Source organism: Hansschlegelia beijingensis, from assembly GCF_014196425.1.
GTDB lineage: Bacteria > Pseudomonadota > Alphaproteobacteria > Rhizobiales > Methylopilaceae > Methylopila > Methylopila beijingensis.
The window spans coordinates 134941-158111 of sequence record NZ_JACIDR010000001.1; the positions used below are offsets into that span (position 1 = coordinate 134941).

The 23171-nt window shown below is 70.4% G+C and carries 25 protein-coding genes and 1 other RNA gene; 19 read left to right on the top strand and 7 right to left on the bottom strand.

Annotated features, from left to right (window positions below):
• Positions 1-9 precede the first annotated feature (9 nt).
• Together gap and tkt are read right to left on the bottom strand one after the other, a co-directional pair.
• On the bottom strand, positions 10-1020 hold the full coding sequence (gene gap, locus GGR24_RS00575) for a type I glyceraldehyde-3-phosphate dehydrogenase (protein ID WP_183393360.1): 1011 nt from the start codon (positions 1018-1020) through the stop codon (positions 10-12).
• 54 nt (positions 1021-1074) lie between these two features.
• The gene (gene tkt, locus GGR24_RS00580) at positions 1075-3066 is read right to left on the bottom strand and encodes a transketolase (RefSeq protein WP_183393361.1); all 1992 of its coding nucleotides are present in this window, start codon (positions 3064-3066) and stop codon (positions 1075-1077) included.
• A gap of 267 nt (positions 3067-3333) precedes the next feature.
• On the opposite strand from tkt, the gene GGR24_RS00585 reads away from it, so the two are divergent.
• The 7 genes from GGR24_RS00585 (at position 3334) to GGR24_RS00615 (ending at position 6446) form a co-directional block, all read left to right on the top strand.
• Positions 3334-3606: a DUF4164 family protein gene (locus tag GGR24_RS00585; RefSeq protein WP_183393362.1), complete on the top strand. Its 273-nt coding sequence runs from the start codon at positions 3334-3336 to the stop codon at positions 3604-3606.
• 4 nt (positions 3607-3610) lie between these two features.
• On the top strand, positions 3611-3982 hold the full coding sequence (zapA, locus tag GGR24_RS00590) for a cell division protein ZapA (protein WP_183393363.1): 372 nt from the start codon (positions 3611-3613) through the stop codon (positions 3980-3982).
• Positions 3983-4031: 49 nt separating this feature from the next.
• Positions 4032-4190: non-coding RNA, 6S RNA (gene ssrS, locus GGR24_RS00595), on the top strand.
• A 12-nt stretch (positions 4191-4202) separates the two neighbouring features.
• The gene (locus GGR24_RS00600; RefSeq protein WP_183393364.1) at positions 4203-4814 is read left to right on the top strand and encodes a 5-formyltetrahydrofolate cyclo-ligase; all 612 of its coding nucleotides are present in this window, start codon (positions 4203-4205) and stop codon (positions 4812-4814) included.
• Positions 4814-5638 (top strand): TIGR00282 family metallophosphoesterase, encoded by an 825-nt coding sequence (locus GGR24_RS00605; RefSeq protein ID WP_183393365.1) that lies wholly within the window; start codon positions 4814-4816, stop codon positions 5636-5638. Before GGR24_RS00600 ends, GGR24_RS00605 begins: the two co-directional genes overlap by 1 nt.
• 217 nt (positions 5639-5855) lie before the next feature.
• Positions 5856-6065, top strand: coding sequence for a cold-shock protein (locus tag GGR24_RS00610; RefSeq protein WP_183393366.1), 210 nt, complete (start codon positions 5856-5858; stop codon positions 6063-6065).
• A 108-nt stretch (positions 6066-6173) separates the two neighbouring features.
• Positions 6174-6446, top strand: a complete 273-nt coding sequence (locus tag GGR24_RS00615; protein WP_183393367.1) for a hypothetical protein — start codon at positions 6174-6176, stop codon at positions 6444-6446.
• 12 nt (positions 6447-6458) lie between these two features.
• Here GGR24_RS00615 and GGR24_RS00620 read toward each other — a convergent pair whose 3' ends face one another.
• Together GGR24_RS00620 and GGR24_RS00625 are read right to left on the bottom strand one after the other, a co-directional pair.
• Positions 6459-6770 carry a hypothetical protein gene (locus GGR24_RS00620; RefSeq protein ID WP_183393368.1) on the bottom strand — a complete coding sequence of 104 codons (312 nt, stop codon included), beginning with the start codon at positions 6768-6770 and terminating at the stop codon, positions 6459-6461.
• Positions 6770-9067, bottom strand: coding sequence for an FdhF/YdeP family oxidoreductase (locus GGR24_RS00625; protein ID WP_183393369.1), 2298 nt, complete (start codon positions 9065-9067; stop codon positions 6770-6772). The genes GGR24_RS00620 and GGR24_RS00625 overlap by 1 nt, the downstream gene beginning before the upstream one ends.
• A 423-nt stretch (positions 9068-9490) precedes the next feature.
• On the opposite strand from GGR24_RS00625, the gene GGR24_RS00630 reads away from it, so the two are divergent.
• On the top strand, positions 9491-10234 hold the full coding sequence (locus GGR24_RS00630) for a YebC/PmpR family DNA-binding transcriptional regulator (RefSeq protein WP_183393370.1): 744 nt from the start codon (positions 9491-9493) through the stop codon (positions 10232-10234).
• Between the two features lie 10 nt (positions 10235-10244).
• Here the strand turns inward: GGR24_RS00630 and GGR24_RS00635 are convergent, their stop codons facing one another.
• Complete coding sequence (locus tag GGR24_RS00635; protein ID WP_210285997.1) at positions 10245-10976, bottom strand: sulfite exporter TauE/SafE family protein; 732 nt, start codon at positions 10974-10976, stop codon at positions 10245-10247.
• A gap of 132 nt (positions 10977-11108) precedes the next feature.
• On the opposite strand from GGR24_RS00635, the gene GGR24_RS00640 reads away from it, so the two are divergent.
• The 5 genes from GGR24_RS00640 to ybgC all read left to right on the top strand — a co-directional run bounded on the left by GGR24_RS00640 (position 11109) and on the right by ybgC (position 15119).
• Positions 11109-12353 carry an Hsp70 family protein gene (locus tag GGR24_RS00640; protein ID WP_183393371.1) on the top strand — a complete coding sequence of 415 codons (1245 nt, stop codon included), beginning with the start codon at positions 11109-11111 and terminating at the stop codon, positions 12351-12353.
• A 55-nt stretch (positions 12354-12408) separates the two neighbouring features.
• Entirely contained in the window at positions 12409-12927 is a 519-nt protein-coding gene (gene ruvC, locus GGR24_RS00645) for a crossover junction endodeoxyribonuclease RuvC (RefSeq protein ID WP_183393372.1), read from the top strand.
• Positions 12924-13541: a Holliday junction branch migration protein RuvA gene (gene ruvA / locus GGR24_RS00650; RefSeq protein ID WP_183393373.1), complete on the top strand. Its 618-nt coding sequence runs from the start codon at positions 12924-12926 to the stop codon at positions 13539-13541. Before ruvC ends, ruvA begins: the two co-directional genes overlap by 4 nt.
• Positions 13542-13641: 100 nt before the next feature.
• Entirely contained in the window at positions 13642-14682 is a 1041-nt protein-coding gene (ruvB, locus tag GGR24_RS00655; protein ID WP_183393374.1) for a Holliday junction branch migration DNA helicase RuvB, read from the top strand.
• A gap of 32 nt (positions 14683-14714) precedes the next feature.
• Complete coding sequence (gene ybgC, locus GGR24_RS00660; RefSeq protein WP_281375296.1) at positions 14715-15119, top strand: tol-pal system-associated acyl-CoA thioesterase; 405 nt, start codon at positions 14715-14717, stop codon at positions 15117-15119.
• A gap of 6 nt (positions 15120-15125) precedes the next feature.
• Here the strand turns inward: ybgC and GGR24_RS00665 are convergent, their stop codons facing one another.
• Both GGR24_RS00665 and GGR24_RS00670 read right to left on the bottom strand, forming a co-directional pair.
• Positions 15126-15890, bottom strand: coding sequence for a S1 family peptidase (locus GGR24_RS00665; protein ID WP_246397885.1), 765 nt, complete (start codon positions 15888-15890; stop codon positions 15126-15128).
• A 157-nt stretch (positions 15891-16047) separates the two neighbouring features.
• A complete protein-coding gene (locus GGR24_RS00670) occupies positions 16048-16806 on the bottom strand; it encodes a trypsin-like serine protease (protein WP_183393376.1) in 759 nt (252 codons plus the stop codon).
• Positions 16807-17062: 256 nt separating this feature from the next.
• Between GGR24_RS00670 and tolQ the strand changes: the two genes are divergently transcribed.
• From tolQ to ybgF, 6 genes are all read left to right on the top strand, one after another.
• Complete coding sequence (gene tolQ, locus GGR24_RS00675) at positions 17063-17740, top strand: protein TolQ (RefSeq protein WP_183393377.1); 678 nt, start codon at positions 17063-17065, stop codon at positions 17738-17740.
• 4 nt (positions 17741-17744) lie between these two features.
• Positions 17745-18194 (top strand): protein TolR, encoded by a 450-nt coding sequence (gene tolR / locus GGR24_RS00680; RefSeq protein WP_183393378.1) that lies wholly within the window; start codon positions 17745-17747, stop codon positions 18192-18194.
• A 3-nt stretch (positions 18195-18197) separates the two neighbouring features.
• On the top strand, positions 18198-19424 hold the full coding sequence (gene tolA / locus GGR24_RS00685) for a cell envelope integrity protein TolA (RefSeq protein ID WP_246397886.1): 1227 nt from the start codon (positions 18198-18200) through the stop codon (positions 19422-19424).
• Positions 19425-19539: 115 nt separating this feature from the next.
• On the top strand, positions 19540-20859 hold the full coding sequence (gene tolB, locus GGR24_RS00690) for a Tol-Pal system beta propeller repeat protein TolB (protein WP_183393379.1): 1320 nt from the start codon (positions 19540-19542) through the stop codon (positions 20857-20859).
• Between the two features lie 591 nt (positions 20860-21450).
• The gene (gene pal / locus GGR24_RS00695) at positions 21451-21966 is read left to right on the top strand and encodes a peptidoglycan-associated lipoprotein Pal (protein ID WP_246397887.1); all 516 of its coding nucleotides are present in this window, start codon (positions 21451-21453) and stop codon (positions 21964-21966) included.
• Positions 21967-22091: 125 nt separating this feature from the next.
• Positions 22092-23147, top strand: coding sequence for a tol-pal system protein YbgF (ybgF, locus tag GGR24_RS00700; RefSeq protein WP_183393380.1), 1056 nt, complete (start codon positions 22092-22094; stop codon positions 23145-23147).
• Positions 23148-23171: the final 24 nt, after the last annotated feature.

A 23171-nucleotide genomic window follows, 5' to 3' on the forward strand; every position in this document is an offset into this window, starting at 1 on the left:
GCGTGGCGCTCAGATGAGCTCGGCCATCGCGACGGCGGTGTCCGACATGCGGGACGAGAAGCCCCACTCGTTGTCGTACCAGCTGAGCACGCGCACGAAGTTGCCCTCGAGCACCTTCGTCTGGTCGAGCGCGAAGCTCGACGAGTGCGGGTTGTGGTTGAAGTCGGACGAGACCAGCGGCGCGTCGACGATGTCGAGGACGCCCTTGAGCGGGCCGGCGGCGGCCGCCTTGATGGCGTCGTTCACCTCCTGCACGGAGGTCTGCCGCTTCGCCACGAACTTGAAGTCGATGCACGACACGTTCGGGGTCGGCACGCGGATCGAGACGCCGTCGAGCTTGCCCTTGAGCTCCGGCAGCACGAGGCCGACGGCCTTCGCGGCGCCCGTCGAGGTCGGGATCATGCTGAGGGCCGCCGCGCGGGCGCGGTAGAGGTCCTTGTGCATGGTGTCGAGCGTCGGCTGATCGCCCGTGTAGGAGTGGATCGTCGTCATGAAGCCGTGCTGGATGCCGATCGCGTCGTTCAGCACCTTGGCGACCGGCGCCAGGCAGTTGGTGGTGCAGGACGCGTTCGAGACGACGATGTGGTCCTTCGAGAGCGTGTTCTCGTTGACGCCGAACACGACGGTCAGATCGGCGCCGTCCGCGGGAGCGGAGACCAGGACGCGCTTGGCGCCCGCCTGGAGATGGGCCGAGGCCTTCTCCTTGGAGGTGAACAGGCCCGTGCATTCGAGCGCGATGTCGACGCCGAGGTCCTTGTGCGGCAGCTCCGCGGGGTTGCGGATGGCGGTCGCCTTGATGTCGCCGTAGCCGGCCACCGAGATGACGTCGCCGTTGACCGACACCTCGGCCGGGAAGCGGCCGTGGATGGAATCGTAGCGCAGCAGATGCGCGTTGGTCTCGACCGGGCCCAGGTCGTTGATGGCGACCACCTGGATGTCCTTGCGTCCGGACTCGACGATCGCCCGCAGCACCAGCCGGCCGATGCGCCCGAACCCGTTGATCGCGACCTTCACCGCCATTTTCGTAACGTCCTTCCCTGAACCTCTGCGCGGCTGATCCGCCGCGACCCTTATCTAGGCGCCGTTCGCCTGTTTTTCCTTAGCGAGCGAAACGATCGCGTCGGTCGTGATGCCGAAGACGCGGTAGACCTCCTTGTACGGCCCGCTTTCGCCGAAGCCGTTCATGCCCACGAAGCCGCCGTCGGAGCCGATGATGGCGTCCCAGCCCTGCCGGATCGCGGCCTCGATCCCGATCTTCACCGGGGCCGTGCCGATGACCTCGGCCCGATAGGCGCCGGGCTGGTCGAGGAACAGGTCCATGCAGGGCACCGAGACCACGCGGGTCGGCAGCCCCTCGGCCTCGAGACGCTCCCTGGCCTCCATCGCAAGGCTGACTTCGGAGCCGCTCGCGAACAGGCTGACCGCGGCGACGCCGTTCGCCGGCGCGAGCTCGTAGGCGCCCTTCGCGGTGAGGTTCTCGCCGACGTCCTTCAGGCGGAGCTGGGGCAGGTTCTGGCGGGTCAGCGCCAGGATGCTCGGCCGCGTCTTGCTCGCGACCGCGACCTCCCAGGCCTCCGCCGTCTCGATCGCGTCGCAGGGGCGGAACACGTTGAGGTTCGGGATCGCGCGCAGCGCCGCCAGATGCTCGACCGGCTGATGGGTCGGGCCGTCCTCGCCCACGCCGATCGAGTCGTGCGTGAAGACGTGCACGACGCGGATCTTCATCAGCGCCGCGAGCCGGATCGCCGGACGGCAGTAGTCGGAGAACACCAGGAAGGTGGAGTCGACCGGCAGCAGCCCGCCATGGATCGCGAGGCCGTTCGAGGCCCCCGCCATGCCGTGCTCCCGGATGCCCCAGTGCATGAACGAGCCGCCATATTCGCCGGGGCGGATCACCGTCATGTTCTTGGTGAGCGTGTTGTTGGACGGCGTCAGGTCGGCCGAGCCCGAGATCAGCTCGGGCAGCTGCCCCTTGACCACGGTGAGCGCGGCCTCGCCGGCCTTGCGGGTCGCCATTTCCTTCGGCTCGGCGAACAGCTTCGCCTTGTGCTCCGCCATCGCGGCCGCGAAGCCCTCCGGCAGGTCGGCGCGCAGCCGGCGCTCGAGATCGGCGAGCGTCGCCGGGTCGACGGCGGCGCGCCGCTTCTCCCAGGCTTCGCGCTGAGCCGCGCCGCGGCGGCCGGCCTCAAGCCAGAGCGCGCGCAGGTCGTCCGGGATCTCGAACGGCGGGTAATCCCAGCCAAGCGCCTTGCGGGCGCCCTCGATCTCCTCCGCGCCGAGCGGCGAGCCGTGCGCCTTCTCGGTGCCGGCCTTCTTGGGCGCTCCGAAGCCGATGATGGTCTTGCACGCGATCAGCGTCGGCTTGTCGGAGCCCTCGGTCGCCCGGAGGGCGGCCTCGATCGCGTCGGCGTCATGGCCGTCGACCCGCACGCCGTTCCAGCCGCAGGCCTCGAAGCGGGCGATCTGGTCGACCGAATCCGACAGCGAGGTGTCGCCGTCGATCGAGATGGAGTTGTCGTCCCACAGGAAGACCAGCTTGTTCAGCCGGTAGTGCCCGGCGATCGCGATCGCCTCCTGGCTGATGCCTTCCATCAGGTCGCCGTCCGAGCACAGCGCGAAGGTGCGGTGGTCGAACAGCGTGGGGTATTCCGCGGCCAGGATGCGCTCGGCGAGCGCGAGGCCGACGGCGTTCGAGATGCCGGCGCCGAGCGGGCCGGTCGTGGTCTCGACGCTCTCGGTGTGGCCGCGCTCCGGATGGCCGGGCGTCTTCGAGCCGACCTGCCGGAAGCGCTTCAGCTCGTCGATCGTCATCTCCTTCGAACCCGTGAGGTGAAGGAGCGCGTAGAGCAGCATCGAGCCGTGGCCGGCCGACAGGATGAAGCGGTCGCGGTCGATCCAGTGCGGATCGGCCGCGTCATATTTCAGGACCTTGGTCCACAGCACGGTCGCCACGTCGGCCATGCCCATCGGCATGCCGGGATGGCCCGAATTCGCCTTCTCGACCGCGTCCATGGCGAGCGCGCGGATCGCGTTCGCCATCCGCCGGGTCGTGGTCGCATCAGTCATTGCGAGAAGTCCGATCCTGGATATGCGGGCCGCTCCCGCCTGCGTCCGCGCCTGCGAGGGGCCGGAGCCGTCGCGCGGACGTTTAAAGTGGACCTAGGGCATGTCAATACAGGGGCTGCCCTGCGGTTTTGCCGAAACTCCCGTGGACGAGGCCGGTCGCGGATTGACGGCTTTTCAAGGCGGCTCCTAAAGTCGCACCCGCAAGGCGTTGCGGAGCCGTCGGTTTCGCCGCGCGGCATGGTCCGCGACTTGGCCCGGGGGGATTGGGTGAGCGATCTCGACGTGGCGCTGCGGCGCCTCGACCAGGCTCTGGAGGCGGCGGAGGCCGCCGTGGGGCGGGCGCTCGACGCCGCCGATGCGGCGCGCGCCCGCGAGGAGGAGCTGTCCGCCTTCGCGGAGGACCGCCAGCGGTTGGCCGAACTGCTCGACGTCTCGGCCGCGCAGGCCGAGTCCGCCAAGGCGGCGCGCGACGAGGTGAAGACGCGGCTCGACTCCGCGATCGCCACCGTGGAGTCGGTGCTGGCCGAGGCGGGGAGCTGACGCCATGCCGCAGGTGACGGTGCAGATCGGCGGCCGCGACTACAAGATGGCCTGCGGCGAGGGCGAGGAGCAGCACCTGCTCTCGCTCGCCCGCAGCGTCGACGAGCGCCACGCGCAGCTGAAGCGGCAGTTCGGCGAGGTCGGCGACATCCGCCTGTCGATCATGACGGCGATCATGATGGCCGACGAGCTCAACGAGGCCAGTCGGACGCGCGCCGAGCTCGAGGCCGAGATCGTCGCCCTCAAGGCCGCCGACCAGAACGCCGTGGAGGCCTTCGACGCCCGGCACGCCGACGTCGCCGAGCAGGTCAGCAACGCCGCGGCGCGGCTCGAACGGCTCGCCGAGGAGCTCGCAGAGGGCGTCCGGCGGGAGTGAGGCGCCAAGCCACTGGCGCGCGGCCGCGCGGTCGCCTATCTTCCCTCCCGCGGTGCTGCGGGGCGCGTCAGGAAACTAGAATCCCCGGGCCCTTACGATTCCGAACGGGAGCTGTCACTGGCCTTGACCGTGGTCTTGGCCACAACGGCGCCCACCTACTCTGTAGGTGTCCCGGGATCAAAACTCCAACGGCCATCGTGGCTCCGCGCTCAGTTTCTTGATGATCCAGCAGGCCCTTCAGACCACCGCCGCCGACGAGCAGAAGGCGGCGCTGCGCGCCAGCGCTCTCAAGGCGCGCTCGGAGCTCGCGGAGGAGGGCCGCATCGCGGCCGGCCTCGCGGTCGCGGCCGAAGGCGCGGCGCTGGTCGCGCGCCGGCGCCCGAAGCGGGTGTCGCTGTTCTTTTCCGTCCGCGGCGAGATCGACACGCTGCCGCTCGCGCGCCGTCTGGCGGAGCAGGGCGTCGCGCTCTGCCTGCCGGTGATCGTGAAGAAGGCCGCGCCGCTCGTGTTCCGCGACTGGCGGCCGGGCGACCCGCTGGTGGACAGGCCTTTCGGCCTCAAGGAGCCGCCCGCCGACGCCGCCGAGGTCACGCCCGATTTCGTGTTCGTGCCGCTCGCGGCCTTCGACGCCGCCGGCGGCCGGCTCGGCTATGGCGGCGGATTCTACGACCGCACGCTTGAACAGCTGCGCGCGAAGCAACGCGTCGTCGCTGTCGGCCTCGCCTTCGCGGCGCAGGAGGTCGAGGCCGTGCCGACGCTCGACCATGACGCGCCGCTCGACGGCGTGCTGACCGAGCTCGGTTTCCGCCCGACGGCCGGAGCCGAGATCTGATGCGCTTTCTGTTCCTGGGCGACGTGGTCGGACGCGCCGGCCGCAACGCGGTCGCCGAGCGCCTGCCGGCGCTGCGCGAGCGCTGGTCGCTCGACCTCGTGGTGATCAATGGCGAGAACGCCGCCGGCGGCTTCGGCATCACGGAGCAGATCTACGAGGATCTGCTGAACGCCGGCGCGGACGCGGTCACGCTCGGCAACCACTCCTTCGACCAGCGCGAGGCGCTGGTGTTCTCCGAGCGCGCCGAGCGGCTCGTGCGGCCGGTGAACTTCCCGCCCGGCACGCCCGGGCGCGGCGCCACGATCGTGGAGGCGCGCGACGGCGCCCGCGTGCTCGTCGTCAACGTCATGGGCAACGTATTCATGGGGCAGGCGCTGAACGATCCGTTCCGCGCGATCGACGCCGAGCTCGAGGCCTGCCCGCTGGGTCTCGGGGCCGACGCCGTGATTGTGGACTTCCATGCCGAAGCCACCAGCGAGAAGCAGGCCTTCGGGCATTTCCTCGACGGCCGCGCGAGCGTGGTGGTGGGCACCCACACCCACGCGCCGACCTCCGACCACAGGATTCTTCCGGGCGGCACGGCCTTCATGTCAGACGCCGGCATGTGCGGCGACTATGACAGCGTGCTGGGCATGCGGAAGGACGAGCCGATCCACCGCTTCCTGACCAAGCTCTCGGCCGGGCGCTTCGAACCGGCCGACGGCGAGGCGACGCTGTCGGGGCTGGCGGTCGAGATTGACGGGCGGGGCCTCGCCGCGAAGGTCGCGCCGGTGCGCGTGGGCGGCGTGCTCAGCGAAGCGCTGCCGGAGTTCTGGGAAAGCTGAGGACACGCGGCGCGGTCCGCCGCCGGACCGGCGCCCGATGGCCCGCCGGCTTGCCAACACCCCCGCCAGGGGGTATGTATTCATTGTCGATCTTGTCCGTTGGATGTTGTTGAGCGCCTCTGCGCGGCGGCGAACTTCCTCTCAATATCGATGTTTCAGCGCCGTCGGGTTTAACTCCGGCGGAGTAAATCCGCGTCGATTTTAGAAGGAAATCGTCATGACCACCGGAACCGTGAAGTTTTTCAACGTCCAGAAGGGCTACGGCTTCATTCAGCCGGACGGCGGCTCGACCGACGTGTTCGTGCACATCTCGGCCGTTGAGCGTTCGGGCCTCCACACCCTCGTCGAAGGCCAGAAGGTTAGCTTCGAGATCGTGCAGGACAAGCGCTCCGGGAAGAGCGCCGCCGAGAACCTGCAGGCCGCGTAAGGCCTGATTGTCGTGGGGAACGCGATGGCGCTCCCCACGGCCGATCAACGCTTCGAAGGCCGGGTCTCCGACCCGGCCTTTTTCATTTCTCGAGCGGAGTTGGCCGGCATGCAGAAGATGTCCAAGGAGACGTTGTTCAAGCCGTCCCGCGGCGAGGTGAAGGGCGACGCCACCACGCGCGCCGCCCGTGAGATCATCGACCGCGAGCGCGCGGAACGTGACGCCAAGACCGAGCGGCTGCGCACGGCGCGCCTGGCCAAGGAGGCCGCTGACGAGGAGGCCGCCCGTCTGGCTCCGCCGCCGGCCCCGCGTCGCGCCGCCGCCAAGAGCCCGGCCAAGAGCACGACCAAGACCGCCGCGAAGGCGAAGCAGTCCGCCTGAGGGCGGGACGGCCTAGGCCGCGAGCGCCGCGCCCTCGAGGAGCCGCGCGCCGGCGTCGGTGAGTTCGAGCCGCGTGCGCTGCGTGCGCGGATCGCGGCCCGTCACTGCGACCAGACCGAACTCGTCTGCAAGCTCGCTCGTGGCGCGCAGCACCAGCGCGTGCGGGACGCCGAACACCTTGGCGAAGGCCCGCGTATCGCCCGCCACCCCCATGCGCAGCGCCGCCAGCAGGCCCGCGTCGAGCGGCGACAGCTCAGGCGCCCGCCCGACCAGCGATTCCACAGCCGCCATGAAGGCGCCCGCGTCGGGAGCCTCCGTCGCCATCAGGCGGCCTCGCGCGGCCGGAACGTCACCATCACGGACTTCGACAGCGGCGTGTCGCTGAGGTCGCCGGCCTCGGAGAACGGCACCACGGCGTTGAGCTCGGGGTAGTAGCCCGCCACGCAGCCGCGGGGGATGTCGTAGGCGACGAGCCGGAAATCCTCCGCCACCCGGGTCCGGCCGTCCTCGTGCAGGCCGACCACGTCGACCCGCGCATTGGGCGTCGCGCCCATCGCGGCGATGTCGTCCGGATGCGCGAACACCACGCGGCGCTCGCCGTAGACGCCGCGGTAGCGGTCATCCATGCCGTAGATCGTGGTGTTGTACTGGTCGTGGCTGCGGAAGGTCTGCAGCACGTAGGCGCTCTTCCGGCGGCGCGCCTGCTGGTGCTCGATCTCGGCGGGCAGGGGCGCGGCCGAGAACTCCGCCTTGCCGGAAGGGGTGTTCCATTCGCGCTCGGCCGCGGCGTTGCGCAGGCGGAAGCCGCGCGGCCTGCGGACGCGGACATTGTAGTCCTCGAAGCCGGGAATCACCCGCGCGATCGCGTCGCGGATGCGGTCGTAGTCGGCCGCGAATCCCGCCCAGTCGATCCGCTCCGAGCCGACGGTCGCGGCCGCCATGCCGGCGATGATCGCGATCTCCGACTTCAGATGCGGGGAGGCCGGCTTGTTGATGCCGCCCGAGCCGTGGACCATGCTCATCGAATCCTCGACGGTCACGATCTGCGATTTGCCGGCCGCGTCGCGGTCGATCTCCGTGCGGCCCAGGCAGGGCAGCAGGAAGGCGACCTCGCCGACCGCCATGTGGCCGAGGTTCGGCTTGGTGGCGATCTGCACCGTCAGCCGGCAGCGCCTCAGGGCTTCGGCGACGAGCTCGGTGTCCGGGGTGGCGCGGGCGAAATTGCCCCCGAGGCCGATGAAGGCCCGGGCGCGGCCCTCGGTCATGGCGTGGATCGCGTGCAGCACGTTGTGGCCGGGCTCGCGCGGGACAGCGACGCCGAACTCGCGCTCCAGAGCGGCCAGAAACCACTCCGGCGCGTTCTCGTTGATGCCGACCGTGCGGTCGCCCTGCACGTTGGAGTGGCCGCGCACCGGGCAGAGCCCCGCGCCCTCGCGGCCGACATGGCCGCGCAGCAGCAGCAGGTTGGTGATCTCCCGCACCGTGATCACCGAATGGCGGTGCTGGGTGACGCCCATCGCCCAGGTGGCGATCACCCGCTCAGCGCCGAGATAAACCTCGGCGAGCGTCTGGATCTCGTCGAAGGTGAGGCCGGACTGGTCCTCGATCTGGCCCCAGGAGGTGGCCTCGACTTCGGCCCGCCAGGCGTCGAGGCCGGTGGTGTGCTGCGCGATGAAGGCGTCGTCGAGCAAGCCCGGCTCGCCCGCCGCGCGCGCCTCGGCGTCGCGCATCAGGACGATCTTGGCGACGCCCCGGATCGCGGCCATGTCGCCGCCGAGCTTCGGCTGGAAGTAATGCGTCGCGATCGAGGTGGAGCCGCCGCGCAGCATCTCGATCTTGGCCTGCGGATCCGCGAAGCGCTCGAGGCCGCGCTCACGCACGGGGTTCAGCACCGCGACCCTGGCGCCGCGCTGCGCGGCCCGGCGCAGGTCGCCCAGCATGCGCGGATGGTTGGTGCCGGGGTTCTGGCCGATGACGATGATCGCGTCGGCGCGCTCGAAATCCTCGAGCAGCACGGTGCCCTTGCCGACCCCGAGCGACTGCGTCAGCCCCACGCCCGAAGCCTCGTGGCACATGTTCGAGCAGTCCGGGAAATTGTTGGTCCCGTAGGCGCGGGCGAACAGCTGGTAGAGGAAGGCCGCCTCGTTCGAGGCGCGGCCGGAGGTGTAGAACTCCGCCTCGTCCGGCGAGGCGAGGGCGCGCAGTTCGGCGCCGATCTCGGCGAACGCCTCGTCCCAGGACACCGGCAGGTAGCGGTCGGTCTTGGCGTCGTAGCGCATCGGCTCGGTCAGCCGGCCGACATTCTCGAGGGCGTAGTCGGTCCAGCCGCGCAGCTCGCTCACAGTGTGCTGGGCGAAGAAGGCCGGCGTGGCGCGGCGGGCGGTGGCCTCCCACGAGACCGCCTTCACGCCGTTCTCGCAGAACTCGAAGGACGAGCCGTGCTCCGGATCGCCCCAGGCGCAGCCCGGACAGTCGAAGCCATCGGACTGATTGGCCTTGAGCAGCGTCATCGCGCCGGTCAGGGCCGAGCCGCTCTTCAGCAGGTGCTTTCCGCAACTGCGAAGGGCGCCCCAGCCGCCGGCTGCATGGGACTTCTTGAGAGGCGGCGCGACGTTCGCCATAGTGTTTACCTATTGGAAAGAAGCGCAGGGCAAGCCCCGGCCCGCCTTTGCCATCTACGTCCGAATGCGCTGATGTTCAATATGAAAAGCGCAATTTGGAGGTGTTGAAAGATGCCGGAGCGCGATCGCTTGATCGGAGATTCTGATCACGGCGTTTAACGGTCACGATAGAGAAACCCGATCGCGTAATTCGGTTGGGGCCCGCCATTGGCATGCCAGACGGAGCGTCCTTGCTGCGATGCAATGCGCGGGCGGCGCTGATCGGTGGGCGCGAACTCGTGGCCCTCGGTCGCGCAGGCGCGGACGCTTCGTCTTCCTTTCGAGCCGTCCCGGCCCTATAAGGCCGCTTTCCTCAAGCGTCGGACGTCCGCCGCGCCCGCCTCGCCGGCGACCCGGGACGTCCCCACATCTCGGAGGCGACCCTTGGCCGGGCATTCGCAGTTCAAGAACATCATGCACCGCAAGGGCCGCCAGGACGCGGTCCGGGCGAAGCTGTTCTCAAAGCTTGCGCGCGAGATCACCGTCGCGGCCAAGGCCGGTCTGCCCGATCCCGACATGAACCCGCGCCTGCGGCTCGCGATCAACGCCGCCAAGGCCCAGTCCATGCCGAAGGACAACATCCAGCGCGCCATCAACAAGGCGTCCGGCGGCGACAGCGAGAACTACGAGGAAGTCCGTTACGAGGGCTACGGCCCGGGCGGCGTGGCGATCATCGTCGAAGCGCTGACCGACAACCGCAACCGCACGGCGTCGGCGGTGCGCTCCTACTTCACCAAGTCCGGCGGCGCGCTCGGCGAGACCGGCTCGGTCGGCTTCATGTTCAACCGCGTCGGCGAGATCGTCTATCCGGCCAAGGCGGGCTCGGCCGACGACGTGCTGGAGGCGGCGATCGAGGCCGGCGCCGAGGATGTCCAGTCGGACGAGGAGAACCACGTCGTCACCTGCGCCTTCGAGGACCTGAACGAGGTCTCCAAGAGCCTGGAGGCGAAGCTCGGCGCGGCGGAGAGCGCCAAGGCGGTGTGGCGTCCGACCACCACGACCGCGCTCGACGAGGACAAGGCCGCCTCGCTGATGAAGCTGCTCGACGCGCTGGACGAGGACGACGACGTCCAGAACGTGCACGGCAACTACGAGATCTCCGACGAGGTGATGGCCAAGCTCGGCTGACGGCGGCCGCTCAGCGCCACGCTGCGTCCCACACCGGGGCCGAAAGCGCGGCGGCGAGCAGGATCACCGCATAGGCGGCGCGCCGGTAGCCGGCCTCCGTCGCGCCGAGGAAGCGCCGCGCGCCGAGGAAGATGCCGATCCCGTAGGCCGGGCCGAGCCAGAGGCAGAGCCACAGCACCTCGGTGGTCACGAGGCCTGCCCACAGCAGCGACCCGAAGGTCACGAACGACACCAGCGCGAACACCGCGATCATGTTGGCGCGGATGATCCCGCGCTCGCCCGGCCCCGCCAGCCAGTAGGCCGCGATCGGGGCGCCGGAGATCTGCGCGGAGCCGCCCAGCACGCCGGCCGCGGCGCCGACCGCGAGCGTGGCGGCCGCCGGCGGCCGGCCACGGTAGCGCAGTCCGCTCGCCAGCAGCGCCAGCGTGGCCGCGACCGCAAGCGCGATCGCCCAGCGCAGCGTGACGGGATCCACCGCCACCAGCGCATAGACGCCGAGCGGCGTGAAGGCCGCCGTGGCCAGCGCCATCGGGGCGACCTCCGCCCAGTGGCAGCGCCCGAAGGCGCGGAGCGCCATCGGAGCCATCAGGGCTGCGTCGATCAGGCAGAACGTCGGCGTCGCCCGCGCCGGATCGTAGAGCGCCGAGATCAGCGGCACGAAGATCAGCGCGCTGCCGAAGCCCGAGAATCCGCGGACGACGCCCGAAAGCAGCGCGATGGCGATGGCGAGAGCGAGCGTCATGGAAAGGCCGGCGGCGGGGCGTTCATCTAGCACCGGGGCGCGCGCGCCGACGACCCGTCCTTTAGCCGGCGGCGCCGCGGCGCGTCGCTTCGTCCAATCGCCTTCGCGGGCGTCCTGCGCGACACGAGCGCGATGACAGCCTGCGGACTCGATTTCGGCACTTCAAACACCACGCTCGGCCTCGCCGAGGCGGGTCGCCCTGCGCTCATGCGGCTGGAGGGCGACGAGACCACCATCCCGAGCGCGATCTTCTTCGCCCCCACCACGGAGGCGAAGGTCGGACGGGCGGCGATGAGCGCCTATCTGGACGGCGAGCCCGGCCGGCTGATGCGCAGCCTCAAATCCGTGCTCGGCACGGGGCTGATCGACGAGGCGACGCAGGTCGGCCGCGAGCGCGTGAAGTTCCGCGAGGTCATCGCCCGCTACCTGGCCATCGTTAAGCGCCGCGCTGAGGCGGCGGCGGGCCGCCCGCTCGACGCCGTGGTGCACGGCCGCCCTGTGCATTTCGTCGACGGCGACCAGCAGGGCGACCAGCGGGCCGAGGACACGCTGCGCGAGATCGCGCTGTCGCTCGGCTTCCGGGAGGTGTCGTTCCAATACGAGCCGGTCGCGGCCGCGCTCGATTATGAGCGTGGGGTGGCGGGCGAGGAGCTTGCGCTGATCGCCGACATCGGCGGCGGCACCTCGGACTTCTCGGTGATCCGGCTCGGCCCGGACCGCCACGCGCGAGACCGCGCCGCCGACATCCTGGCCAATGAGGGCGTGCGGGTCGGCGGCGTCGATTTCGACCGGCGGCTCAGCCTTGGCGCGGTGATGCCGCTGCTCGGCTACGGCTCGCGGATGAAGCGCGCCGAGCTCGAGGTGCCATCGACCTATTTCCACGAGCTCGCCACTTGGTCGAGCATCAACAAGCTCTACGACGGCCGCGCCGTCCGGCAGATCAGGGAGGTGCGGCGCGAGGCGGCGCGGCCCGAGCTGCTCGACAGGCTGATCCGGGTCATCGACGACGAGCGTGGCCACGGGCTCGCGGCCGAGGTCGAGACCGCCAAGATCCGGCTCTCGGAGCAGGACGAGGCCGCCCTGCCGCTCGGCTGGGTGGAGAGCGGTCTCGAGGCGCGCATCCGCCGCGAGGCCTTCGAGCGGCACACCCACGCGCTCGCAGAGAAGATCCGCGAGCGCATCGCGCGTTGCCTGATCGCCGCCGGGATCGCGGCCGACCGCATCGACGCGGTGTTCCTCACCGGCGGCTCGACCCGCATCCCGCATGTCCGCCAGGCGATCCTCGGCGCGGTTCCGGCCGCCCGCGCGATCGAGGGCGACACCTTCGGGGCGGTCGGCGCCGGGCTCACCATCGAGGCCGCCCGCCGCTACGGGTGAGGGCGGTTCCGTTCCGCTTGTGTTCCGTCAACCTCTGCGCGGCTATGCTCGCCGCATGAGCCTTGCCCCGATTCGCATCCTCGGCATCGACCCCGGACTCCGCCGCACCGGCTGGGGGGTGATCGGCGTCGAAGGCTCGCGGCTGTCTTTCGTGGCCGCGGGCGTGGTCACGCCGGACGACGCGATCGACCTCGCCCGCCGGCTCGCGCTGCTGCATGAGGGGCTGTCGGCGGTGATCGCCGCCCATGCGCCGGACGAGGCGGCGGTCGAGGAGACCTTCGTCAACGCCAACCCTGCCGCGACCCTAAAGCTCGGCCAGGCGCGCGGCGTCGCCATGCTGGTCCCGGCGCTTTGCGGCGTGCCGGTCGCCGAATATTCGCCGAACCTGATCAAGAAGACCGTGGTCGGGGCCGGCCACGCCGACAAGCGCCAGATCCAGGCGATGATCTCCATCCTGCTGCCCAAGGCGGTCGTCAGCGGGGCGGACGCCGCCGACGCGCTCGCCATCGCGATCTGTCACGCTCAGCACCGCGGCGCGGCCGCCCGCATCGCGGCCGCGAGGCTCTCGGCATGATCGGCAAGCTCACCGGCAAGGTCGATTCGGTCGGCCCGGACTGGGTGATCCTCGACGTCGGCGGCGTCGGCTATGTGGTGCACTGCTCGAGCCGCACGCTGGGCCGGCTGCCCAAGGCGGGCGAGATCGTGCGGCTGTCGATTGAGACCCATGTGCGCGAGGACCGCATCCAGCTGTTCGGCTTCATGGCCGATCTGGAGCGCGAATGGTTCCGGCTGCTCAACACCGTGCAGGGCGTCGGCACCAAGGTCGCGCTGGCGGTGCTGTCGACGCTCGAAGCCTCCGATCTCGCGACCGCGATCGCGCTGCAGGACAAGGCGGCGGTCTCCCGCGCGCCGGGCGTCGGCCCCAAGGTCGCGGTGCGGATCGTGACGGAGCTCAAGGACAGGGCGCCGCTGTTCGCCGACGTCGACCCGGGGCTCGCGCGCTTCGCCGGCGAGGTGGCGGAGGCGAGGGGGCCGCGCCCGGCCCGCGACGCAGTCTCCGCGCTCGTCAATCTCGGCTATGCGGCCCCGCAGGCGAGCGCCGCGATCGCCGCCGCCATGAAGGCCGCAGGCGACGACGCCACCACCGAGACGCTGATCCGCGCCGGCTTGAAGGAGCTGGCGAAGTAGCCAGCTTCGACGGGCTGCAGGCGCGGTCGGCCGCTCGCGCGTTTGCTGATCGCCGCGGATGCCGTATCACCGAGCAGCCCCCTTCGCACCGATCGGCCGCATGACCGCTCCAAGCCCCGTCCGCGATCCCGCCGTACGCGAGGACGACGCGCTCGACGCCACCATCCGGCCGCAGACGCTCGCCGACTTCACGGGCCAGCGGCAGGCGCGCGAGAACCTGTCGGTGTTCATCCAGGCCGCCAAGGCGCGCGGCGAGGCGCTCGATCACGTGCTGCTCGCCGGCCCGCCCGGCCTCGGCAAGACCACGCTCGCCCAGATCGTCGCCCGCGAGCTCGGGGTAGGCTTCCGGGCGACCTCGGGCCCGGTCATCGCCAAGGCGGGCGATCTCGCCGCGCTGCTGACCAATCTGGAAGAGCGAGATGTCCTGTTCATCGACGAGATCCACCGGCTGAACCCGGCGGTCGAGGAGATCCTCTACCCGGCGATGGAGGACTTCCAGCTCGACCTGATCATCGGGGAGGGGCCGGCGGCGCGCTCCGTGCGGATCGACCTGTCGAAGTTCACGCTGGTCGGCGCCACCACCCGCGCCGGCCTGCTCACCACCCCGCTGCGCGACCGTTTCGGGATTCCCATCCGGCTCAATTTCTACGAGGTCGACGAGCTGGAACTGATCGTCGCGCGCGGCGCCCGCGTGCTCGGGCTGCCGATGAGCCGCGACGGCGCGCGCGAGATCGCCCGGCGGGCGCGCGGCACCCCGCGCATCGCCGGCCGGCTGCTGCGCCGCGTCCGCGATTTCGCCGCCGTCTCGGGCGAGGTCGAGGTGACGCGCGCCGCCGCCGACCGCGCGCTCCGGCTGCTCGACGTCGACGATCTGGGGCTCGACGCCATGGATCGCCGTTATCTCTCCGCCATAGCGATGAACTACGGCGGCGGACCGGTCGGGGTGGAGACGATGGCGGCCGCGCTGTCGGAGCCGCGCGACGCGATCGAGGAGATCATCGAGCCCTATTTGCTGCAGCAGGGGTTTTTGCAGCGGACGCCGAGAGGCCGCATGCTGACGGCGCACGCCTATCGGCACCTCGGCCTCGAGGCTCCGACCTCGACGACCCAGATGCCGCTGTTCGACGGGACCGAAGATTGAGCGCAGACGTGAATGACCCCCTCGGGGGCCGGATGGACGGGGTGCGTCACATCATGACGCTCCGCATCTACTACGAAGACACCGACTTCTCGGGCGCGGTGTATCACGCCAGCTATCTGCGCTTCCTGGAGCGCGCCCGCACCGAAATCCTCCGCGCGATCGGCTTCGACCACCGCCATCTCTACGAGACGAAGCGCGAGGGCTTCGTCGTGCGCCGCATGACGATCGACTATCTGAAGCCGGCGCGGATGGACGACGTCGTGGCGGTCGTGACCTCGGCCGAGAGCGTCAAGGCCGCCTCGCTGGTGCTGCGCCAGACGGTGGTGCGCGACGGCGAGACGCTCGTCACCGCGCTCGCGCAATGCGCCTATCTGCGCCACGGCCGGCCGGCGCGCATGCCGGAGCGTATGCGCCGGGAAATGATGCGCACCGAGTAGGGTCGTTCAGTTCGACCGCTTGGCCCGCGACAGCATGGTGCGGAAGCCGCGCGACCGCGGGTCGAGCACGGCCATGAACACGGTTGAGTTGCAGAGGCTCTTCTTCCGCACGATCGCGATCACCACGCCCCAGACGCCGGCGGACGACGCCACCGGGCCGCCGCTGTCGCCGCGGCAGATGGAGCCGCCCGCGACCCCGAGCGCGACCGCGGTCGGCCCGTCGGTGACCACCTCGGCGTCGACGCGCGCGATGCGGAGCTGGCCGGCGGAGCCTTCGTCGGCCGGGACCCGCAGCCCGGCCCCCAGCAACACGGACGACCGCTTGGCGGCGTCGAGCGGCCGCGAGGCCAGCGCGATCGGCCGGCGGTCGGCGGGCGCCGGGTCCGCGAGCTTCAGGATGGCGAGGTCGGCCCCGAGCATCTCGGGCTTGGGATCCTCGGCGCTGGCGCGGCCCGCATAGTCCGGGTGCAGGGCGCCCGAGGCGACCTGCACGGTGCGCACGATGCGATTGGAGCTGTCGAAGAACTGCGCCACCACGAGGCTCGGGCCGCCCATGTCGGACAGGCAATGGCCCGCGGTCAGCACCAGGTCACGTTCGATCAGCACCCCGGTGCAGTTGCCGACCTCGGCGCGGTCGCGGCCGGACGGGGTCAGGCTGGTGATGAACACGGTGGCGCGGGTCAGCCGGTCGCCGGCGCGCGCGGGCGAACCCCCGGCGAGCGCGCCGGCTGGCGAAGCCAGGCCCAGCGACAGGCACGCCGCCAATGTCATACGCCACGCCGTCGACCGCATGCTCACGTCCCGAACGAGCCGCCACTGCGGTCTCCAATGCGGCGCACCTTGGCACGCCAAAAACCGCCCGGGCGATGATTAATCGCCGCGGAGGGGCCTGCGCGACGGGGCTGTGGCCCCACGGCGACATCCCCTCTCAGGGGGCGGCGACCATCGACCGCATCCGCGCGAAGCCCGGAGAGGCGGGGTCGACGAGGGCGGCCGCGAACCGCCCGCCGCAGCCGGAGGACGGGCGCAGAACCGCGACCGCGACCGCCCAGACGCGCTCTCCGTCCGGGCCCGGGGCGGCGAGCGGGCCGCCGGAATCGCCGCCGCAGACCGTCCCGCGCGCGCTCGCGAACGCGATCGTCGCGCCGGTTCCGGAGGACAGCCTGAACGACGTCAGCGGCAGCCGCTTGAGCAGGCCGCCGCGGGCGCCCGCGGCCGCCGGGCCGGTTCCGCTCACCGTCGCGGCCTGCGTCGCCACATCCGGCGGCGGGCCAAGCCGCGCGGGCGTGACGCCGCCGGGCGGGGTCGCGAGGCGCAGCAGCGCAAGATCTGCTGCGATCTCGCGCTGCCGGGTCTCGGGAGCGCCCGGGCGGGCCCGCCATCCGAGGACGTGGTCCGGGTGGCGGGCGAAGGCCGCGACAGCGAGCGGGCGCGGGACCGGGCGGGGGCCGTCATAGGCGAAGGCCGCGACCTGCGCGGGCGACGAGATCAGGTCGAGGCAGTGGCCGGCGGTCAGCACGAGGTCAGGCGCGATCAGCACGCCGCTGCATTCGGTGACCCGCGCGCGGCCGTCCGGGGTCGGCGCCACCGCCTGCACGGCGAGCGTCGCGCCGCGCGGGTCCTGCGCGGAGGCAGGCGATGCGGCGAGCAGGAGCGCGGCGGCGAGCAGAAGGGGACGGTGGCGCATCCCGCGAGCCTATCAGGCCACGCCGCGACGGCCGTCGCCGCCGGGCAACAGGGGAGGGCGGTAACGCCGTCTTAACCCTGACAGTTCATGAACGAAGCCGGATATGCGGGATCGGGTCGCAGTTTCAACACATTAACGCGCGACACGCGCCGTCGCTCCGAGCCTTGGGTCGAAGGATGCGGCGCCGGCGGCGGACATGGCCGCGTCGCGCCTCCCGTGAACGTGGCCGCGCACGGAGACTGGAGACGACCTGACGATGCATACCCCCGACATGTCGCTGTGGGGCCTGTTCCTGCAGGCCAGCATCATCGTGAAGTTCGTGATGCTCGGGCTCATCGCGGCCTCGATCTGGTGCTGGGCGATCGTCATCGACAAGCAGCTGCTGTTCTCCCGCACCAAGCGGAACATGGACCGCTTCGAGAAGATCTTCTGGTCGGGCCAGAGCCTTGAGGAGCTCTACCGCTCGCTGGTCAACCGGCCCAACACCTCGATGGCCGCGCTTTTCGTGGCCGCGATGCGCGAGTGGAAGCGCTCCTTTGAGGGCGGCGGCCGCTCGGTGGCCGGGCTCCAGCAGCGCATCGACAAGGTGCTCGACGTCACGATCGCGCGCGAGGTCGAGCGGCTGGAGTCCAAGCTGCTGGTGCTCGCCACCGTCGGCTCGGCCGGCCCGTTCATCGGCCTGTTCGGCACGGTGTGGGGCATCATGACCTCGTTCCAGTCGATCGCCGCCTCGAAGAACACCTCGCTCGCCGTCGTCGCGCCCGGCATCGCGGAGGCGCTGTTCGCGACCGCGATCGGCCTCGTGGCCGCGATCCCGGCGGTCATTTTCTACAACAAGTTCTCCAACCAGGTGACGCGCCAGGCGAGCCGCATGGAGGGCTTCGCGGACGAGTTCTCCGCCATCCTGTCCCGCCAGATCGACGAGCGGGCCTGACCCGATGGGCATGAGCGGCGCAGGCGGAGGATCGAGCGGCCACGGCGCGCGCCGGCGACGGCGCAGCCATGTGATGTCCGACATCAACGTGACGCCGATGGTCGACGTCATGCTGGTGCTGCTGATCATCTTCATGGTCTCGGCGCCGCTGCTCACCGTAGGCGTGCCGATCGACCTGCCGCAGACCTCGGCCAATCCGCTCAACGAGGAGAAGGAGCCGCTCACCATCACGGTGAAGAACGACGGCGCCGTGTTCCTGCAGGAGACGCCGATCGAGGTCGACGAACTCGCGCCGCGCCTCATTGCCATCACGAACTCGGGCTATGAGGAGCGCATCTATGTTCGAGGCGACCGCAACGTGAACTACGGCCAGGTGATGAAGGTAATGGGCACGCTGTCCTCGGCGGGCTTTCGCCGGGTCGCGCTCGTCACCGAGCTGGAGCAGGGGGGCTGACGCTTGAAACTGCGTCCGGGCCTCATCTGCTCGTGCGCCGGCCACGCGCTGGTCCTCGCGTGGGGGCTCATCAATTTCTCGTCCGCGAAGCCGTTTGACGTCGGCGCCACCGAGGCGCTGCCGATCGAGATCCTGACGCCTCAGGAATTCGACGCCATGACCAAGGGCTCGAAGACCTCCAAGAAGGTCGACGCGCCCAAGGTGAAGGCCGAAAAGGTCGCCGAGGCCGATCCGGAGCCTGCCGACGACGACACGCCCGTCGCCAAGGAGGACGTGAAGGCGCCGCCGCCGCCGCCGGAGGCCGCGCCCGTCACCGCCGAGGCGCCGCCGAAGCCGGAGCCCAAGCCCGAGCCGAAACCCGATCCTGAGGCCGCTAAGGCCGCCGCCGAGAAGGCCGCGCAGGCGGAGGCCGCGAAGGCCGCCGAGGCCAAGGCCGCGCAGGAGAAGGCCGCCGCCGACAAGGCCGCCAAGGCCGCCGCCGAGAAGGCGGCGCAGGAGAAGGCCGAAAAGCTCGCCCAGGCGGCCGAGGCCGAGAAGCTCGCCAAGGCTGAAGCCGACAAGGCCGCCAAGGAGAAGGCGGAGGCCGAGAAGGCCGCCAAGGCCGAGGCCGAGAAGGCGGCCAAGGAGAAGGCCGAGAAACTCGCCAAGGCGGAAGCCGAGAAGGCCGCCAAGGAAAAGGCCGAGAAGCTCGCCAAGGCCGAGGCCGAAAAGGCCGCGAAGGAGAAGGCCGAGGCGGCCGCCAAGGCCAAGGAGCGCAAGTTCGATCCGTCCAAGATCGCGAGCCTGCTCGGCGACAAGCCGTCCTCCAGCGACAGCGCCATGAAGGACGTGCGCGACGCGAGCCGCAAGGCTGCGGCGGCGCGCGAGACCTCGCCCGAGACCACCGCCGGCACCTCGCGCGGCACGGCGACCAAGCTGTCGATGTCGCAGCGCACCGGCATCGACAATGCGGTGCGCGAGCAGGTCATGCAGTGCTGGAACCCGCCCTTCGGCGCCTCGAGCGACGGCAGCCTTGCGGTGCGGGTGCATTTCACCCTGAACGCCGACGGTTCGCTGTCCGGCGGCCCGGAGGTGATGAATTCGTCCTCCAACCCCGCGTTCCGGGCCGCCGCCGACGCCGCGACCCGCGCGGTGCGGCGCTGCTCGCCCTTGAAGCTGCCCGCCGAGGCTTACGATTACTGGCGCCAGGTGAACATCAATTTCGACCCCAAGGACATGATGGGCGGATGACGGCGTTTCGACGTTCTCCGTTCCGGCCCGGCCGACCCGGTCCGACCTCTCATTCGCGACTGCGCTTCGTCGCCTTTTCATTCCGGCGCAAGCGCGCCTCATCCGGAAGAGCCTGATGACGCTTCTCCCCGCTCGCCTTCTTCGAGCCGCAACCTTCGCCGCGCTCGCGCTCCTCGCCGCGGCGCCCCTTGCTCCGGCGCGCGCGCAGGTGTCGATCGACATCAACCAGGGCAATGTGCAGCCGCTGCCGATCGCGATCCCGGACTTCCTGGCCAATGGCAGCGATCCGAAGCTCGCCGCCGACATGGCGGGCGTCATCGCCGCCGACCTGCAGCGCTCCGGCCTGTTCGCCCCGATCGACAAGCGCGCCTTCATCGAGAAGATCTCGAATTTCGACGCCGCGCCGCGCTTCGGCGACTGGCGCATCATCAACGCGCAGGCGCTGGTCACCGGCCAGATCGTGCGGCAGGGCGACGGCCGGCTGCGCACCGATTTCCGCCTGTGGGACGTGTTCGCGGGCAACCAGCTGGAAGGCCAGCAGTTCTTCACCGACAAGAACTGGCGGCGCGTCGCGCACCTGATCGCCGACATGATCTATGAGCGGCTGACCGGCGAGAAGGGCTATTTCGACACCCGCATCGTCTATGTCGACGAGAGCGGCCCGAAGAACAACCGGGTCAAGCGCCTCGCGATCATGGACCAGGACGGCTATGGCAGCCGCTTCATCACCTCCGGCAGCGAACTGGTGCTGACGCCGCGCTTCAGCCCGACGAGCCAGGAGATCACCTACATGTCGTTCGGGCAGGGCGACCCGCGCGTCTATCTGCTGAACATCGAGACCGGGCAGCGCGAGGCGGTCGGCAACTTCCCCGGCATGACGTTCGCGCCCCGCTTCTCGCCGGACGGCCAGAAGGTGGCGATGAGCCTCGAGCAGGGCGGCAACGCGTCGATCTATGTCATGGACCTGCGCTCGCGCGCGACCACCAAGCTCACCGATTCCGGGGCGATCGACACCTCGCCCTCGTTCTCGCCCGACGGCTCCAAGATCGTGTTCGAGAGCGATCGCGGCGGCAATCAGCAGATCTACGTGATGAGCGCCTCGGGCGGCGGCGCGCAGCGCATCTCGTTCGGCGACGGGCGCTACTCGACCCCGGTGTGGTCGCCGCGCGGCGACCTGATCGCCTTCACCAAGCAGTCCGGCGGCAAGTTCGCGATCGGCGTGATGCGGCCGGACGGCACCGGCGAGCGCATCCTGACCGAGGGCTTCCACAATGAGGGCCCGACCTGGGCCCCGAACGGCCGCGTGCTGATGTTCTTCCGCGACGTCGGGCCGGGGCCGAAGATCTTCTCGATCGACATCACCGGCCGCAACGAGCAGCGCGTCCCGACCCCCGGCTTCGCCTCCGACCCCGCCTGGTCCCCGCTGCTGAACTGACCCCGCTCCAGCGCACGCGAGCGCGCCGCCTTTTCTCCCTCCTCGCGGCGAAGCCGCGGCGAGGGTGGCCTCGGCCGCAAGGCCTAGGTCGGGTGGGGCCTTGGGCGTGGGGAGGCGCCCGTCGTCCTCGGGCCTGCGACGGACCCGCGGGGCCGCCTCGCCGTGATGCCCGCTTGCGAGCATCCACGACTTCCTTCCGCAACGCCGGTCAGAGAAATCGTGGATACCCGCGCGAAGGCGCGGGCATGACGCGCAGGTTCGGGCGGTCCATTCCGAGAACACCCCACCCGGCCGGCTTTCGCCACTCACCCTCCACCCTCCGCGTCTCGCGAGGGAGGGAGAAGAGCGGCCTTCGCCTTGGCGGGGCGCTTCATCTCGCCCTTGAGGGCTGTGTCCTCAAGGACTCACACGGCGCCGAACACTCCACGGCCGCGGTCGCGCCATGAAGCGGTCGCGTTCGCCGGAACAAGGTTAACGGCGCGGGTTTATGAAGAGGCCGAAATAAACCCTTGTTTAAGCCTAACGGAACCTTCGGTTAAGGGGGAGAATGCTATGGATCGCGCAACCGACAGCCACAAGGAGTCATCGGGCATGTTGCGTACCATGCGTATCGGTCGGAGCGCGAAAATCGCCGTCGTGCTCTGCGCGGCGCTCGCTCTCGGCGCCTGCGCCAAGAAGCCGGGCGACGGCCTCGACGGCGCGAACGGGGCCTATGGGGCCGGCGGCCGCGGCGGCCCTCCCGGCAGCCAGCAGGATTTCGTGGTGAACGTCGGCGATCGCGTCTTCTTCGAGACCGACTCGACCGAACTCACCTCCACCTCGCGCGCCACCCTCGACAAGCAGGCCCAGTGGCTGTCGCGCTACCCGCGCTACGCCATCACCATCGAGGGTCATGCGGACGAGCGCGGCACGCGCGAGTACAACTTCGCCCTCGGCGCCCGCCGCTCGCAGGTCACGCGCGACTATCTCGTGGCGCGCGGCGTGCCGGCCAACCGGATGCGCACGATCTCCTACGGCAAGGAGCGGCCTGTCGCGGTGTGCGACGACATCTCCTGCTGGTCGCAGAACCGGCGCGCCGTCACGCTGCTCGGCGGCGCCGGATCGTGATGATCTCTCGGTCCCGGCGGGCGCGCCTCTGGCGTCGCCCGCCGGGATCGGCCCTAATTCAGCCGAACTGCGAGCGTAGCGGCCTCATGACAGCCCTCGCGTCTCAGCCGGGATTCCCACTCAAGATGTTCGACGTCCTGCGCTCTTCGCCCGTCCGACGCTTCGCGCTCGGCGCCCTGCTGGCTTGTGTCGCGTCCGGGGCGGCCGTCGCCGCGCAGCCCGGAGACGCGGAGGCGCCGTCCTGGGTCGAGCAGCGCGTCAGCGGCCTCGAGCAGAAGCTCGCCTTCTTCGGCGAGCGGCCCGAGCGGCGCGGCGAGCCGAGCTATGTGCAGCCTGCGCAGTCGTCCTCGATGGCCGACATCGCGGTCCGGCTAGACCGGCTCGAGAACCAGATGCGCCAGCTGAACGGCCGGCTCGAGCAGCTCGAATTCCAGAGCCGCAAGAACGACGAGGCGCTGAAGCGTTTCCAGGGCGACGTCGACTACCGCTTCCAGGACCTCGAGAGCGGCAAGGGCGGCGGAGCCAAGCCGGGGCGGCGCAGCGACGTCGGGCCGGCGTCCGGCTCCAGCGGCCCGGCGCAGATCGGCTCGTCCTCCGGACCGGGCGCGCCGCCGGCCTCGCTGGGCGCCTCGCGCTCGGCCGACAGCAGCGACGCGATCGGCGGCCTGCTGGGGAGCGATCCGGGCGACGATCCGGATGGGCCGATGAGCATCCAGCCGCCCGGCCTCTCGCGGGGCGACGCGGGCCCCGCCCGGGGGCCGAGCGCGACCGCGTCGCTCGGCGACGGCGGCGGCGTCGTCGCGGGCTCGGGCAGCGCCCGCGACCAGTTCGATCTCGGCGTCGGCTTCATGCAGCGCCGCAACTACGACCAGGCGGAAGCCACCTTCCGCGACTTCCTGCGCAGCTATCCCAACGACGCCAAGGCGCCGGAGGCGCGCTACTGGCTCGGCGAGAGCCTGTACCAGCGCAGGAAGTACACCGACGCGGCCGACAGCTTCTTCACGATCTACAAGGAGGCGCCGCAGTCCTCCAAGGCGCCCGAGAGCATGCTCAAGCTCGGCATGTCGCTGAACGGCATGGGCAAGAAGGAGGAGGCCTGCGCGACCATCGCGGAGGCCGGCCGCAAATATGCGCGCATCAAGGCCCAGTCCGACCGCGAGTTGAAGCGCATCTCCTGCTAGCCTGCGGCCCCGGCTGAAGGCGGC

Bases quoted from the DNA above. Each gene is read 5' to 3' on its own strand.
- gap (WP_183393360.1), bottom strand. From the start codon at position 1,020: ATGGCGGTGAAGGTCGCGATCAACGGGTTCGGGCGCATCGGCCGGCTG.
- tkt (WP_183393361.1), bottom strand. From the start codon at position 3,066: ATGACTGATGCGACCACGACCCGGCGGATGGCGAACGCGATCCGCGCG.
- zapA (WP_183393363.1), top strand. From the start codon at position 3,611: ATGCCGCAGGTGACGGTGCAGATCGGCGGCCGCGACTACAAGATGGCC.
- GGR24_RS00600 (WP_183393364.1), top strand. From the start codon at position 4,203: ATGATCCAGCAGGCCCTTCAGACCACCGCCGCCGACGAGCAGAAGGCG.
- GGR24_RS00605 (WP_183393365.1), top strand. From the start codon at position 4,814: ATGCGCTTTCTGTTCCTGGGCGACGTGGTCGGACGCGCCGGCCGCAAC.
- GGR24_RS00610 (WP_183393366.1), top strand. From the start codon at position 5,856: ATGACCACCGGAACCGTGAAGTTTTTCAACGTCCAGAAGGGCTACGGC.
- GGR24_RS00615 (WP_183393367.1), top strand. From the start codon at position 6,174: ATGCAGAAGATGTCCAAGGAGACGTTGTTCAAGCCGTCCCGCGGCGAG.
- GGR24_RS00620 (WP_183393368.1), bottom strand. From the start codon at position 6,770: ATGGCGACGGAGGCTCCCGACGCGGGCGCCTTCATGGCGGCTGTGGAA.
- GGR24_RS00625 (WP_183393369.1), bottom strand. From the start codon at position 9,067: ATGGCGAACGTCGCGCCGCCTCTCAAGAAGTCCCATGCAGCCGGCGGC.
- GGR24_RS00635 (WP_210285997.1), bottom strand. From the start codon at position 10,976: ATGACGCTCGCTCTCGCCATCGCCATCGCGCTGCTTTCGGGCGTCGTC.
- GGR24_RS00640 (WP_183393371.1), top strand. From the start codon at position 11,109: ATGACAGCCTGCGGACTCGATTTCGGCACTTCAAACACCACGCTCGGC.
- ruvC (WP_183393372.1), top strand. From the start codon at position 12,409: ATGAGCCTTGCCCCGATTCGCATCCTCGGCATCGACCCCGGACTCCGC.
- ruvA (WP_183393373.1), top strand. From the start codon at position 12,924: ATGATCGGCAAGCTCACCGGCAAGGTCGATTCGGTCGGCCCGGACTGG.
- ruvB (WP_183393374.1), top strand. From the start codon at position 13,642: ATGACCGCTCCAAGCCCCGTCCGCGATCCCGCCGTACGCGAGGACGAC.
- ybgC (WP_281375296.1), top strand. From the start codon at position 14,715: ATGGACGGGGTGCGTCACATCATGACGCTCCGCATCTACTACGAAGAC.
- GGR24_RS00665 (WP_246397885.1), bottom strand. From the start codon at position 15,890: ATGACATTGGCGGCGTGCCTGTCGCTGGGCCTGGCTTCGCCAGCCGGC.
- GGR24_RS00670 (WP_183393376.1), bottom strand. From the start codon at position 16,806: ATGCGCCACCGTCCCCTTCTGCTCGCCGCCGCGCTCCTGCTCGCCGCA.
- tolQ (WP_183393377.1), top strand. From the start codon at position 17,063: ATGCATACCCCCGACATGTCGCTGTGGGGCCTGTTCCTGCAGGCCAGC.
- tolR (WP_183393378.1), top strand. From the start codon at position 17,745: ATGGGCATGAGCGGCGCAGGCGGAGGATCGAGCGGCCACGGCGCGCGC.
- tolB (WP_183393379.1), top strand. From the start codon at position 19,540: ATGACGCTTCTCCCCGCTCGCCTTCTTCGAGCCGCAACCTTCGCCGCG.
- pal (WP_246397887.1), top strand. From the start codon at position 21,451: ATGTTGCGTACCATGCGTATCGGTCGGAGCGCGAAAATCGCCGTCGTG.
- ybgF (WP_183393380.1), top strand. From the start codon at position 22,092: ATGTTCGACGTCCTGCGCTCTTCGCCCGTCCGACGCTTCGCGCTCGGC.